The sequence below is a fragment of the Streptomyces sp. NPDC101776 genome (genome assembly GCF_044766845.1).
GTDB lineage: Bacteria > Actinomycetota > Actinomycetes > Streptomycetales > Streptomycetaceae > Streptomyces.
Map to the genome: position 1 here is coordinate 332,726 of NZ_JBIWMV010000003.1, position 13,254 is coordinate 345,979.

12 protein-coding genes are annotated in these 13,254 nt (G+C 71.9%); 5 read left to right on the plus strand and 7 right to left on the minus strand.

Annotation, left to right across the window (positions count from 1 at the left end; translation table 11 throughout):
- The first annotated feature begins 33 nt into the window (after positions 1 to 33).
- A complete protein-coding gene (gene ilvY, locus ACIRRY_RS13020; RefSeq protein WP_403971472.1) occupies positions 34 to 894 on the plus strand; it encodes an HTH-type transcriptional activator IlvY in 861 nt (286 codons plus the stop codon).
- Between the two features lie 109 nt (positions 895 to 1,003).
- On the opposite strand, the gene ACIRRY_RS13025 is transcribed toward ilvY, so the two are convergent.
- The 4 genes from ACIRRY_RS13025 to ACIRRY_RS13040 form a co-directional block, all read right to left on the minus strand.
- Positions 1,004 to 2,185, minus strand: a complete 1,182-nt coding sequence (locus ACIRRY_RS13025) for an SPFH domain-containing protein (RefSeq protein ID WP_403971474.1) — start codon at positions 2,183 to 2,185, stop codon at positions 1,004 to 1,006.
- A gap of 9 nt (positions 2,186 to 2,194) precedes the next feature.
- Positions 2,195 to 2,446, minus strand: coding sequence for a hypothetical protein (locus tag ACIRRY_RS13030; RefSeq protein ID WP_200691361.1), 252 nt, complete (start codon positions 2,444 to 2,446; stop codon positions 2,195 to 2,197).
- A 107-nt stretch (positions 2,447 to 2,553) separates the two neighbouring features.
- Positions 2,554 to 3,804, minus strand: a complete 1,251-nt coding sequence (locus ACIRRY_RS13035) for an ROK family protein (RefSeq protein ID WP_403971476.1) — start codon at positions 3,802 to 3,804, stop codon at positions 2,554 to 2,556.
- 103 nt (positions 3,805 to 3,907) lie between these two features.
- The gene (locus ACIRRY_RS13040) at positions 3,908 to 4,549 is read right to left on the minus strand and encodes an alpha-ketoglutarate-dependent dioxygenase AlkB family protein (protein WP_403971478.1); all 642 of its coding nucleotides are present in this window, start codon (positions 4,547 to 4,549) and stop codon (positions 3,908 to 3,910) included.
- 77 nt (positions 4,550 to 4,626) lie between these two features.
- Here ACIRRY_RS13040 and ACIRRY_RS13045 point away from each other — a divergent pair, with 77 nt between their 5' ends.
- Positions 4,627 to 5,760, plus strand: a complete 1,134-nt coding sequence (locus tag ACIRRY_RS13045; RefSeq protein WP_403971480.1) for a methyltransferase — start codon at positions 4,627 to 4,629, stop codon at positions 5,758 to 5,760.
- Here the strand turns inward: ACIRRY_RS13045 and ACIRRY_RS13050 are convergent.
- The gene (locus ACIRRY_RS13050) at positions 5,750 to 6,619 is read right to left on the minus strand and encodes a ketose-bisphosphate aldolase (protein ID WP_403971482.1); all 870 of its coding nucleotides are present in this window, start codon (positions 6,617 to 6,619) and stop codon (positions 5,750 to 5,752) included. The two genes, ACIRRY_RS13045 and ACIRRY_RS13050, sit on opposite strands and share 11 nt — an antisense overlap.
- A 34-nt stretch (positions 6,620 to 6,653) precedes the next feature.
- Positions 6,654 to 7,535, minus strand: a complete 882-nt coding sequence (locus ACIRRY_RS13055) for an SIS domain-containing protein (RefSeq protein ID WP_403971484.1) — start codon at positions 7,533 to 7,535, stop codon at positions 6,654 to 6,656.
- Between the two features lie 124 nt (positions 7,536 to 7,659).
- Here ACIRRY_RS13055 and ACIRRY_RS13060 point away from each other — a divergent pair, with 124 nt between their 5' ends.
- The 3 genes from ACIRRY_RS13060 (at position 7,660) to ACIRRY_RS13070 (ending at position 12,543) form a co-directional block, all read left to right on the plus strand.
- Positions 7,660 to 8,439: a DeoR/GlpR family DNA-binding transcription regulator gene (locus ACIRRY_RS13060; protein WP_403971486.1), complete on the plus strand. Its 780-nt coding sequence runs from the start codon at positions 7,660 to 7,662 to the stop codon at positions 8,437 to 8,439.
- A gap of 76 nt (positions 8,440 to 8,515) precedes the next feature.
- Positions 8,516 to 9,886, plus strand: coding sequence for an SWIM zinc finger family protein (locus ACIRRY_RS13065; RefSeq protein ID WP_403971488.1), 1,371 nt, complete (start codon positions 8,516 to 8,518; stop codon positions 9,884 to 9,886).
- Positions 9,883 to 12,543 (plus strand): DUF6493 family protein, encoded by a 2,661-nt coding sequence (locus ACIRRY_RS13070; protein WP_403971490.1) that lies wholly within the window; start codon positions 9,883 to 9,885, stop codon positions 12,541 to 12,543. The genes ACIRRY_RS13065 and ACIRRY_RS13070 overlap by 4 nt, the downstream gene beginning before the upstream one ends.
- A 120-nt stretch (positions 12,544 to 12,663) precedes the next feature.
- Here the strand turns inward: ACIRRY_RS13070 and ACIRRY_RS13075 are convergent, their stop codons facing one another.
- A complete protein-coding gene (locus ACIRRY_RS13075) occupies positions 12,664 to 13,116 on the minus strand; it encodes a phospholipase (protein ID WP_403971492.1) in 453 nt (150 codons plus the stop codon).
- Positions 13,117 to 13,254: the final 138 nt, after the last annotated feature.

The following is a 13,254-nucleotide window of genomic DNA, read 5'->3' on the forward strand; positions in this document are numbered from 1 at the left end:
CTGTTGCGTGAGCTGAAAGGGCCAGGTCACGGTATGCGGGACGACCACCGGGAGCTACGACTCTTCCTGCATCTGGCGCAGACGCTGAACTTCGGGCGGACGAGTCTCGACTGCCATGTCAGTCCGGCGACGCTCACCCGGACCGTGCAGCGGCTGGAGGCCGACCTCGGTCACCGGCTGTTCGACCGCGGCGCGCGCGGGGTGTCCCTGACGGCGGAGGGGCACCGTTTCCGTGAATACGCCACCCAGGCACTGGAGTTGTGGCGTGCCTACCGCGAGGAGCATCCCGACCCGGCCGAACTCACCGGCAGGCTGGCCCTGTTCGCCACGGTGACCGCCTGCCAGGCGCTGCTGCCCGACCTGTTGGCGCCCTTCAGGGCCGCGCATCCGCAGGTACGGCTCGATCTGCGCACCGGCGACGCGGCGGCGGCGCTGGCCCGCCTCGACGAGGGCGAGGTGGACGTGGCGGTCGCGGGCATCCCGGCCCGGCTGCCGGAGCCGCTGGTGAGCCGGACGGTCGCGGTGACCGAACTGGTCCTGGTCACCGCCCGCGACCGCCCCGACCCGGGTCTCGACGGCCCGTTCGTCCTCCCGCACCGCGGCCTGGTCCGCGAGGCGGCCGACCGCTGGTTCCGCACCCGGGGCACGACACCGCACGTGGCCTGTGAACCGGACGGCCACGAGGGCCTGTTGACCCTGGTCGCCCTCGGCTGCGGAACGGGCGTGGTCCCCCGCCTGGTCCTGGACAACAGCGCCGTACGGGAACGCCTGACGGTGATCCCGGCAACCCCGACACCGGACCCGTTCCCGATCGGCCTGTGCGTACGACGGTCGGACCTACGCCGCCCCCTGGTGGCAGCCCTGTGGAGCCTGACGGCGCGCGTAGCGCCCTGAAGGGGCGCGGGGCTGTATTCGATTTGCGGCTACCGCCGCGCGGGCGCGCCCAGCCACGACGGCGCCGCACCAACCCGACAACGCACACCAACGCAGTCAAACGAAACGCTCAGTCGAGGTCCACAGGCCCATCGTTCTTCTTGTCGTCCTTCTTGGCCTGAAGCTGGAGCAGGTTCTTGACCTCCTCGCCGGGCCGACGCCCGTCGGGGTCCGCCCCGCTCAGGTTCCCGCGCACCGAGTCCAGGATCGTCAGCCCCTGCGAGACCAAGCCTGCCGCGATCTCGCCGAGGCCGTCCGCACCGTTGAGGACATTGACGTTGGCCCCCGCCAGACCCCCCGCCGCTTCCTTCACGATCTGCGGAAGCTGGTCGATCAGCATCCGGTCGAGCGCGACCCGGTCGTAGGACGCCGCCGCCTCGGCCTGGATCTTCATGCGCTCCGCCTCGGCGATGGCGAGCAGCTTGATCCGCTGGGCCTCGGCCTCGGCCGGCTTGACGATCTCGGCGACCAGCTGCTGCTGGCGCAACTCGGCCTGGCGCTGGGCCAGTTCGGTCTGCGCGGCCAGCACCTCCTGCTGGGCGTGCGCCTGCGCCAGCGGTCCGGCCTGCGCGGCCTGCGCCTGCGCGCGGTCCACCTCGGCGGAGTACTCCGCCTTGACGACGGCGGTCTGCCGGGCGTACTCGGCCTGGTTGCGGGCCGCGACCTGCTCCGCCTCGACGGAGGCCTGGGTGGCCTGGGCCTGGGCGATCTGGGCCTGCCGCTGGATGGCCGCCTTGTGCGGCGCGGACATGGCCTCGATGTAGCCGACCTCGCCGTCGTCGATCGACTGGATCTGCAGCGAGTCCACGATCAGACCGATCTTGGCCATCTCGACCTTTGACGTGTCCAGGACCTCGGCGGCGAGCTTCTGCCGCTCCGTGACGATCTCCTCGACCGTCATCGAACCGATGATGGACCGCAGGTGACCGGCGAAGATCCGGCCGGTCAGCACCGACATCTGGTCCTGGTCGGAGAGGAACCGCTGGCCCGCGTTGATGATGCTCTCGGTGTCGTTGCCGACCTTGAACGCGATCACGGCGCGGACGTGCAGCGCGATGCCCTGCCGGGTCACACAGGTCTCGGTGACCTCGGCCTCGCACATCGACAGCGTGAGGAAACGGGTCTTGCGGAAGACCGGGAGCACGAACTTTCCGTGCCCCGTGACCACTCGGAACGGCGCGCCCCCCAGTCCCCGCCTGCCACCCGAGATCAGCATCGCCTCATCGGGGGCGGGAACGCGGTAACCGAACATTGGTACTCCTCACTCAGCGCCGGCGGGGTCCCCGCCCAGCGCGTCCAATGGATCCACCCACTCGATGACGTGCACTTCACGCCGTCCACGCGACTCGATGACGAGCACCGTGGCCCCCGTGGGCAGAGGATCGTCCGACCAGGCGAGAAAGGTCTCGGAGCCGCCCCGGACGCTCACCAGGATCTCGCCGGGGCCCGCGCTCCCGCGGGTTCCGATGATCACCTTCCCCGTGCATCCGATCACGGCCTCGTCCTGCGGCATCACCGGCCGCCCTCCATCCTCTGGCCTTAGGTTTCCGACGATAGACCCACTTGTGCCGAGGTCCCAACGGGCTCGTCGATTCCGTCCGCCGGGCGTCACCGGCCAGGTCAGGAAAGGGCCGCCAGCGGATCGTCGAGCACCGGCTGCCACGCCAACTCGGCGGCGCCCACCAGGCTGTTGTGGTCGAGGGTGCAGGCGAGGATCGGAACGCCCCCGCTCTGCCCCCACAGGCTCCGGTCCGCGACGACCGCGCGCAGCCTCTCGGGGTCGGCGTCGAGGAGGGTGCGGTGGAGTCCGCCGAGGATGATCCGGTCGGGGTTGAGGATGTTGACCAGCCCGGCGAGGCCCAGCCCGAGCCGGTCGATGAGGGCTTCGGCGGCCTGCCGGACGGTCGGGTCGTCGTAGTGGTTGCGGATCAGGTCGTTGGCCTGCTGGAGCAGGGACACCTCGGGGCCGGGCTCGCGCCCGGCGGCGGTGAGGAAGGCGAGCGGGTCGGCCTCGACGTCCAGGCAGCCGCGGCTGCCGCAGTAGCAGGGGCGCCCCTCGGGGTTGACGGTGAGGTGCCCGACCTCCAGCGCGAGCCCCGAACTCCCCGTGTGCAGACGGCCGTCGAGGACGAGCGCGCCGCCCACACCCCGGTGTCCGGTCGCCACGCACAGCAGGTCGCGGGCGCCGCGGCCCGCGCCGTGCCGGTGCTCGGCGAGCGCGGCGAGGTTGACGTCGTTGCCCGCGAACGCGGGTCCGGCGATGCCGGCCGCGCGCACGCACTCGGCGAAGATCCGCCGCACCGGCGCGCCCGCGGGCCAGGCCAGGTGCAGGGGGTTCAGGGCCAGTCCCTCGGGCTCGGCGACGGCGGACGGCACGGCGAGCCCGGCGCCCACACAGCGCCGGCCCGTCTCGCGCAGCAGATCCGCGCCCGCCTCGACGACCGAGCCCAGCACCTTCGCCGGGTCGGCGTCCACGGTCTCGCAGCCGGGCGCGGTCGCCACGATCCGGCCGCCGAGGCCGACGAGCGCGGCGCGGAAGCCGTCGGCGTGGACCTGGGCGGCGAGAACGACGGGGCCGTCCTCGGCCAGTGCGAGCCGGTGCGAGGGGCGGCCCTGCGAGCCGGCTGCGGCACCGGGGCGTGCGTCGACCCTGATCAGGCCGAGGGCCTCCAGCTCGGCGGCTACCGCGCCGGCCGTCGCCCGGGTCACGCCCAGTTCTGCGGTCAGCACGGCTCGGGTGGGGGCGCGGCCGGTGTGCACGAGCTCCAACGCGGGGCCAAGCGCTCCGCGGCCCCGGTCCAGTCTTGCCCTTGAGGTTGTCCCTTCGCCGCTCATGAGGGGGAGTCTCCCATGATCCGTAGAGAGAGCCATTGGGGGTTGTGTTCACAGTGGCGGCCGGTGGGGGCTTGTCGCGCCCACGCGGCGGAGCCGCATATCGATACAGCCCCGCGCCCCTTCGAGACGCGCCCCCCGTTTAGAAGCCACTGACCCTCAGCGTCACGTTCAGTCTGCCCCTCAGACCCAACTTCTCCGGCCCTGTGCCCTCGTACACCCTCGGCACCCCGTGATACGCCGGCCTCGACGGGCCCCCGAACACGAACAGGTCCCCGCTCCTCAACTCCACGTCCGTGTAAGGCTTCGTACGGGTCTCGGTGTTGCCGAAGCGGAAGACGCAGGTGTCGCCGAGGCTGAGTGAGACGACGGGCGCATCGGACTTCTCGTCGCTGTCGCGGTGCATGCCCATGCGGGCGTCGCCGTCGTAGAAATTGATCAGGGCGATGTCGTACGACGCCGTCGGCGTCCCCAGTGCGTCGGTGACCGCCCGTCTGCCCAGGTCGTCGAGCCAGGCCGGGAAGGGTTTCACGGGGGTGCCGTCGCCGTCGGTCGTCGTGCGGGAGTAGGCGTACGGGTACCAGTGCCAGCCCAGGCACACCTGTCGGGCGGTCATCGTGCCGCCGCCCGGTGTGCGGACCGTGCGCAGACCGGCGGGCGGGCGGGCCCACTCGCGGCAGGCCGTCAGGAGGTCGCGCTGGCGGTCCGGGTCGAGCCAGTCCGGCAGGTGCACCGCGCCCGGCGCGACCTCCGTGCGGGCCCTCGGAAACAGCTCGGCGTCCATGGGTCCATCCTGCCCCGACCGGCCATGAGCTGGCACTCGGTTAGCCTTGGCGCACGATGGACGACCATATCGACCGAATGACGACTCCGTGGGGCGAGCACGCCCTGGCCCGCTTCCCCGAGGACCCGCGCGATCAACTGCGCGCCTGGGACGCCTCCGACGAATACCTTCTGCGACATCTCGCGGAACAGGACACCCCGCTGTCCGGCACGGTCGTGATCGTGGGCGACCGCTGGGGCGCCCTGGCCACGGCGCTCGCGGAGCACGGTCCGGTGCAGATCACGGACTCCTTCCTCACCCAGGAGGCGACGAAGGCGAACCTCGCGCGGGGCGAGGTCCTCTCCGACTCCGTACGGCTGCTCACCACCCAGGACCCGCCGCCCGAGCGCGTCGACGTGCTGCTGGTGCGGGTGCCCAAGAGCCTCGCGCTGCTGGAGGACCAGTTGCTGCGGCTGGCGCCCGCGGTGCACGCGGACACCGTCGTCGTGGGCACCGGCATGGTGAAGGAGATCCACACCTCGACGCTGAAGCTGTTCGAGCGGATCCTCGGCCCGACCCGGACCTCCCTGGCCGAGAAGAAGGCCCGGCTGATCCACTGCACGCCACGGTCGTCGGGGGCGCGTGCCGCAAACCCCTGGCCGCACAGCTACGCCCTGCCCGACGGCATCGGTGCGGTGTCGGGGCGGACCGTGGTCAATCACGCGGGGGTGTTCTGTGCCGAGCGCCTCGACATCGGCACTCGTTTCCTCCTCCAGCATCTGCCCTCAAGTCGTGGTCTGCGCCGGGTCGTCGACCTCGGGTGCGGCAACGGTGTCGTCGGTACGGCGGTGTCGCTGGCCGATCCGGAGGCCGAAGTCCTGTTCGTGGACGAGTCGTTCCAGGCCGTGGCGTCGGCCGAGGCCACGTACAAGGCCAACGGGGTACCGGGGCATGCCGAGTTCAGGGTCGGGGACGGGCTGGCCGGGGTCCCGGCCGACAGCGTGGACCTCGTGCTGAACAATCCGCCGTTCCACTCCCATCAGGCGACGACCGACGCGACGGCCTGGCGGATGTTCTCGGACGCGCGGCGGGCACTGCGTCCGGGCGGCGAGCTTCACGTGATCGGCAATCGCCATCTCGCCTACCACGTGAAGCTGAAACGGCTGTTCGGCAACAGTCAACTGGTCGCCAGTGACTCGAAGTTCGTGGTGCTGAAGGCCGTCAAGCGGTAGCCGGACGCCTTCCGTCGAGCACGGCGATGATGCGGGCCACCGCCTCCGCCATCGCCTCCCGTCCCGCGCTCAGGTAGGTGCGGGAGTCGACCGCCTCGGGGTGCTCGGCGAGGAAGGCGCGGATCGCGCCGGTCATCGCGAGGTTGAGGGCCGTGCCCACGTTGACCTTGGTGATGCCGCCGGCGACGGCCGCGGTCAGTTCGTCGTCGGGGACTCCTGAGGAGCCGTGCAGGACGAGGGGGACGTCCAGGGTGGCGGTGAGCCGCTCGAGGAGGTCGTGGTCGAGGGTGGCGGTACGGGTCGTCATGGCGTGTGAGCTGCCGATGGCTACGGCGAGTGCGTCCACGCCGGAGTCGGCGACGAAGGCGCGGGCCTGGGCGGGGTCGGTGCGGGCGCCGGGTGCGTGGGCGTCCAGGGGCGGCTCGCCGTTCTTGCCGCCGACCTCTCCCAACTCGGCCTCGATCCACAGCCCTTGGGCGTGTGCCCAGTCGACGGCGGCGCGGGTCGCGGCGAGGTTCTCGGCGTAGGGCAGACGGGCCGCGTCGTACATGACGGAGCTGAAACCGGCGGCCTGTGCCTGGCGTAGCAGGTCGTCGCTCTGGACGTGGTCGAGGTGCAACGCGACGGGTACGGCGGCCCGTTCGGCGGCGGCGACGGCCGCGCGGGCGAGCGGGAGGAGGCGGCCGTGGCGGAACTTGACGGCGTTCTCGCTGACTTGGAGGACGACGGGCGCGCCGGCGGACTCGGCGCCGCCGACGACGGCCTCGATGTGTTCCAGCGTGATGATGTTGAAGGCGGCTACGGCGGAGCGGGCCTCGGCGGCTCGGGTGACGAGTTCGCCGGTGGTGACGAGGGGCACGGCCTGTCCTTCCTGGAGTCTGGGGTGCCGGGCTTCAGGGGGCGAGGATCACCGAGCGGGTGAGGTGGCGCGGGCGGTCGGGGTCGAGGTCGCGGTGCGCGGCGACGGCTACCGCGAGGCGCTGGGCGCGGACGAGTTCGGCGAGCGGGTCCAGGCCGCCGTCGATCCACAACCCGCCGGTGGCGTCCACCTGTTGGGCGAGTCCCTCGGGTGCCTCGCCGAGCATCCAGGTGGCGGTGCCGCGCGTGGTGATGCTGATCGGGCCGTGCCGGTACTCCATCGCCGGGTAGGCCTCGGTCCAGGACAGTGAGGCCTCGCGCATCTTGAGCCCGGCCTCGTTGGCCAGGCCGACCGTCCAGCCCCGGCCGAGGAAGGTGAACTGGGTGCAGGCGACGAGCTGTTGCGGCAGTTCGGCGGCGAGCGCGGTGCGGGCGTCGGCGACCACGGTGTCGGTGTGCAGGCCCAGGTGGGCGCGGAGCAGGGTGACCGCGGTGGTCGCGAACCGGGTCTGCACGACGGACCGTTCGTCGGCGAAGTCGAGGACCACTGTCCGGTCGGCGGCCGTCATGACGGGGGTGTGCGGGTCGGCGGTGATCGCGGTGGTGCGGGTGCGGTCCTTCAACTGCCGCAGGAGTTCCAGCACTTCGGTGGTGGTGCCGGAGCGGGTGAGGGCGAGGACCCGGTCGTAGGAGCGGCCGTACGGGAACTCGGAGGCGGCGAAGGCGTCGGTCTCGCCCTGGCCCGATCCCTCGCGCAGGGCGGCGATCGCCTGGGCCATGAAGTACGAGGTGCCGCAGCCGACGATCGCGACCCGCTCCCCCGGCGCCGGCAGCGCGTCCCGGTGTTCCGGTGCCTGGGCCGCCGCGCGCGTCCAGCACTCGGGCTGACTGATCAGTTCGTCCTCGACATAGGTCATGCCGTACCCCTCCCCAAAGATGCTCGTTCATGCAAGATATAGCGAGCTTTCGAGCATAATCAAGCAATTCGGTGCGGGTGGGGTGCGTTAAGGCCACCGGAGAATCGAGGAACGGAGGGTGCGGATGTCGCGCGACGCCCGCTGGAAGGCGCTGCTGGAGCTGCTCGTGGAGCGCGGGCGGCTCGACGTCGAGGAGGCCGCGGCCGACCTCGCGGTGTCGGCCGCGACGATCCGCCGTGACTTCGACCAACTCGCCGAGCAGCAGATGCTGGTGCGCACCCGGGGCGGCGCCGTGGTGCACGGGGTGTCGTACGAACTGCCGTTGCGCTACAAGACCGCCCGGCACGCCTCCGAGAAGCAGCGCATCGCCAAGGCGGTCGCCGAACTCGTCGCACCCGGCGAGGCGGTGGGCCTGACCGGCGGCACGACGACCACGGAGGTGGCCCGCGCCCTGGCCGTGCGCGGCGATCTCATGAACGGAACTCCCGGGCCGACCGTCGTGACGAACGCGCTCAACATCGCCAACGAGCTTGCCGTACGGCCCCAGTTCAAGATCGTGCTGACCGGCGGGGTCGCGCGCCCGCAGTCGTACGAACTCGTCGGGCCGCTCGCGGACGGCGTGCTCTCGCAGATCACCGTCGATGTGGCGGTGCTCGGTGTGGTCGCCTTCGACGTGACGCACGGCGCGGCGGCCCACGACGAGGCGGAGGCCGCGATCAACCGGCTGCTGTGCGAGCGCGCCGAGCGGGTGGTCGTCGCGGCCGACTCCAGCAAGCTCGGCCGGCGGGCGTTCGCCCGGATCTGCTCGGCGGAGTCGGTGGACACGCTGGTGACGGACACGGCGGTGGGACCGGAGACGGTGCGGCGGTTCGAGGAGACGGGGGGCCGGGTCGTCGCGGTGTGACGTCCGGGCCGCCTCGCCCGCGCACCCGGCTCCGAGTCCGACGCCTTCTGTCAGTGCCCCCGCATAGCGTGGCCGCGTGACATCACTCTTACAGTCGTACAGCTACCTGCACCCGTCGGCCGTGCGCGAGTCCGCGGCGGGGCGCACCCTCGCGCTGGAGACCTCCGGCGGTGCCACGCCGGCCGGCGAGGCGGCCCATCCCCGGTTCTTCAGCGGCTTTCTGACCGCGCCGACCGCCGCGGCGGCGGCACTGCTGGCGGTCGCCGACGTGGCGGCCACCCGGTACCACCGGCCGACCGCGTCGGCCTCGTTGGACCCGGTGGTGACGGCCGACGGCGACCGGCTGCGGATGGAGTCCTTCTCCGGCTGCTGCGGCGTCTACGCCCGCTTCGACGTGCTCGCCCCCGGCCTCGACGGTGACGACGTCGGCCACGGCACCACGAACGTCGACATCAACCTCCCGCTGAGGCGGGCGCTCGCCGGACTCGGCGGTCTGGATCCGCTGCAACTGACCGTCGGGCCGGAGGAGTTGGAGGTCAGCACCTTCGACGGCCGGTTCGTGGAGAAACGGGTCCCCCTGCCGGAGCGGTGGCTGCGCGGTTTCGCCGAGGCCCAGGTCCTCGCGGCGGGTTTCGCCCTGCGCGCCGAGGTTCCGGCGGCGGAGGCGGCGACGGTACTGCGCGCGCTGCCGCGGCCGGGAGCCGCCGGCCGGACGACGCGCTGGCTGGTGCCCGCGGGCCGCACTCTGCGCCCGGCGAGCAGGCCGGTACCCGGAGCCGTATGCCTGCCCGGTCCCGACCGGCTGTCGGCGCTGCGTCAGGTGCTGCGGCACGCCACGACCCTGCGGATCTACGCCCCGGACCTCGCGGAGGGGCACGTCACGGCCAGCGCATGGGAGTTGGGGCTGCCGGGCATGCGGCTGACGCTGTTGCTCTCCCAGGACGCGGCACGGGGGTTCTCCGGCGAGGGCGGCGTGCTGTACGACCTCGCGGGCGGTCCGGCGGCGGACGACGCGAACCTCGTCTCGGTACTGCTGGCCTGGGAGCCGAGGATCGAGGTGTCCGAGCTGTCCCGGCTGGCCGATCTGCCTCCCGAGCGGGTCCGGGCCGCGCTGACGGTGCTGGGAACGTCCGGTCAGATCGGCTACGACCTCGCGGAGGAGGCGTACTTCCATCGCCGACTGCCCTACTCCGCGGGCGCCGTGGAGACACGCAACCCCCGGCTGCGCGGAGCGCGGGCCCTGGTCGCCGACGGGGCGGTCCGGGTCGACGGCGCCTTGACCCGGGTCGGACGAGGCGATCGGGTCCACCTGGTCCGCGCCGACGACACGGGCGGGCTCAGCTGCACATGCCTGTGGTGGGCGAAATACCGGGGCGGACGCGGCCCCTGCACACATGTGCTCGCGGCCCGCATGGTCCGGGACGAGACGGCGGAGGCCGCACTGTGAAACTGCTGGAACTCGTGGAGACCGGCGACATCGCCGCCGTGGTCGGGGAACTGCGCACGCTGACTCCGGAGGAGCGCGCCGCGTACGCCGAGGACACGGCGGCTCTTCGGGAGGCGATACAGGCGACCCGGTACGAGCGGCCAGAGGACGAGGTCGCCGCCCGGTACGTCGCGGACCTGGGGTGCCAGGTCACTCCTGACGCGGCGGCCGGCTGGCTCACGCGGCACGGGCACGCGATCAGGCCCGACGCCTGGGCGGTCGACGTCCTGGAGCTGTCGCCCGTCACCTGGCGGGCCGAACTGGTCGCGCGGCTCGTCGGCAAGGAGCCGGCCCTGCCCGTCGGCTGGCTCAGGATCGTGGAACACGTCGTACGCACCACGGGCTGCGCGGTCCCGACGACGGATCCGTTCCTCTTCTACTGGCTGCCCAACCGCTCCGGCGACCATGGCGAGCAGCCCGCGTACCTGCGGGGTGGCGCAGCGGGAGCGAGCCTGGCGGAGCGGCTGCGCGCCGATGACTTCACCCTGGTGCTGCTGCCCCTGATCGTGGCGCACCCGGGGCGTTTCGTCACCGGCCGGCTGTACTGGCTGCACATGCTGACCGCTCTGGCCACCGAGGGCCTGGTCGACCGCGAGGAGCTCGTCCGCAATCTCTTCGCGGACCTGGTCGATGCTCCGCTGCACCCGCACCACGGCTGGGAGATCCTGGAGTCGCTCGCCCTCACACCGCCCGAACACGCCCTGGTCGCCGCCGAACGCGCCGCACTCGTGGAGTCCCTGCTCGGCCGTCTCCTCCAGGACGGCACGCGCATGGTGGTGGCATCGCCCCTCGCTTTCCTGCGGGCCCTGGCGCCCACACCGGCCGAGAGCGCGTCCTTCGTCCGGGACCATGTGGCCCTGCTGGACGGGTCGTTGCCGGTGGCCGGCTACGCCCAGGAGATCCTGGCCGAGGTGAGCGACGCGGGGCTGTTGGAGCCGGACGTCCTCAGCGAGGTCTGCGAACGGGTCCTGCTGCGGCCGGAGAAGAAGCTCGTCCGTGCCCAACTGTCCTGGCTCGACCGGGAGATCAAGCGGGACCCCACGCGCGCCGCCCGCGTCCTGGCCGACGTGGCGATGACCTTCGGCCACCGGGACGCGTCCTTGCAGGAGCGCGCCCTCAACGTGGTCGCCCGACACCTCAAGAGCGCCGGGGGCCCCGTGTTGCCGGAGCTGCGGACGGCCGCCGGGCGGCTCGGCCCGGGCCTCGCGGAACGAGCCGCCGACCTGCTCGGCACACCCCGGGAATCCATCGTCGTCGAGCGGGTCGCCGACGTGCTGCCCGTCCTGACCGGCCCCCGACCGGTGCCCGGGCCCATCGAGACGGCCGTCGAGGTCGCACAGGAGGTCGCGGCGGTCGTCGCGAACGACTGGGACGTGGTGCCGTTCGAACGCGCCCTGGACGGGCTGGTCCGCCACGCCCACCGCGACCGGGGCGCACTGTCCGAAGCACTGGGTCCGGTCGTGCGCAGAACACCGCGCGAGAGGTACGACTGCACCCAGTCCGACCTCTACGACGTGGCGCGGGCGGTTCGAGGCGACGAGCCGAGGGAGAACGCCGTCCAACGGCGCGGGGGCAGCCCGTACGCCCGCGTCCCCTCCCTCGCCGGAGCCATGCTCACGGCGCGGCTGACCGAGGCGATGGACGTCATCGAGTCCGGCAAGCAGCCCTTCCTGCTGTCCGTGCCGACCCTCGACTCCGGCGGCCTGGATGCCGCCGAACTGGTGGCGCGGATCGGGGAGTTGGAGGATCTCGGCGTCACCCCCGCCCCGGTCGACCTGGCGCAGGCCCTGCTGCGAGTGACCCCCGACCCGGGCGAGGAGGTGCTGCGCTCGGCCGAGAAGCTGCGCTCGGACGCCGGACAGCGGCTGGCGCGGTGGCTGCGCGAGGGTGGTCTGCCGCGGCAGAGTTCGCATCGGGAGAGGTGGCGGGAGAGGAAGCCGGTCAGCTCGTGGGAGATGTGGTGCACGCCCATCCGCCTGGGGGTGAGCGTCGACCCCCCGTTCCCGCCCGCCGCGGCAGGCCTGTTCGGGCCGTATCAGCAGCGGAGGACCACGCTCGGGGAACCGGCCGCGCCCTTCTGGGTGGCTCAACTTCCGTACCACCGCGATGAGTTGATGGCACGTGATTACATGGAGTCGCCTCAGTCCGGACGGGGCAGGACCGGGATCCTGCCGCTCGTGGCGGAGTCCGGGGGTCCCGCCGAATACGCGGTGCACCTCGCGTTGGCGGCCGACATGGGGATGGATCCGGACGCGGTGGTGGACGCCCTGCTGGTGCTCGCCGCGCGGGGCCAGTTGGACAGTGGACTGCTCGGAGAACAGATCGAGGTGCTGATACGCGCCCAATGGGTGGAGTCGAACCGCGCGCACGACGCACTGCGCACCGCCGCCGACACAGGCGCCTACGCCACCGTGTGGTCCGTCCTCTCGGCCGCCCTACCGGGTCTGCTGCGGGACAAGCCGGTCCGGGGCGCGGGGGCGTTCCTCTCGCTCGGCGTCACATGCGCCTCGCACTGCGGCGCCAAGGGGGAGATCCCCGAGGTCTCGGTGGTGGCCGAGCGCACCGGATCGAGTCAACTGGTGAAGAACGCCCGGCTGTTGCGCGAGCTCTTGCGCTGACGGAGCAGGAGGCGGGCGGTCCGGAGAGCACGGATTCGGAGGGTGAACCACCTCTGCCGGGGCACGAGTTGCGGGACGCCGAGGCCGGCGTCCCGCATCCCGGGCCCGCTTGACGGTGTGTCAGCCGAAGACCTTGACGGCCTGGTAGTACGTCCACGCCGTGCTGGTGCAGGCGGTCGCGGTGGCACCGCTGTAGCTGTTGCAGACGCGCTTGAGGTCCTCGTAGAAGGCGCTGTCGAGCCGCGACTTGTTGGCGTCGAAGGCGCCGGCGGCCTTGTAGTTGCGATAGCCGAAGTCGTGGCGGGCACAGGACGTGGCGAAGGGGAAGCCGAAGGGGTTGTCGGGCGAGTCGGAGCAGTAGTCGGTGGACCAGTCGAACTCGTAGGCGGACCAGGCGGTTTGGTTGGCGCGGGCCGCGGCCCAGAGGTTGTAGCTCGACGCGCTGGTCTGGGTCCAGCCCGAAAGGATCTGGGGCTTGTCGGCGGGAGCGGCGGCGGCGGCTGTCGCGGTGGCGACGACGGCGACCAGGGCCAGAGTCGAGGCGGCGAGACCGGTGGCGAGTCTGCGGTGCATCCAACACCTCCATGAGACCGCGATCCGCCCGTCGGATCGCAGGTCCATGACAAGATGATTTACGCGTTGACCCCCTCTTCACACCGCATGTGCCCCAATGACCCGTTAACTCTCGGACATGCCAGGCGATCGGGACAT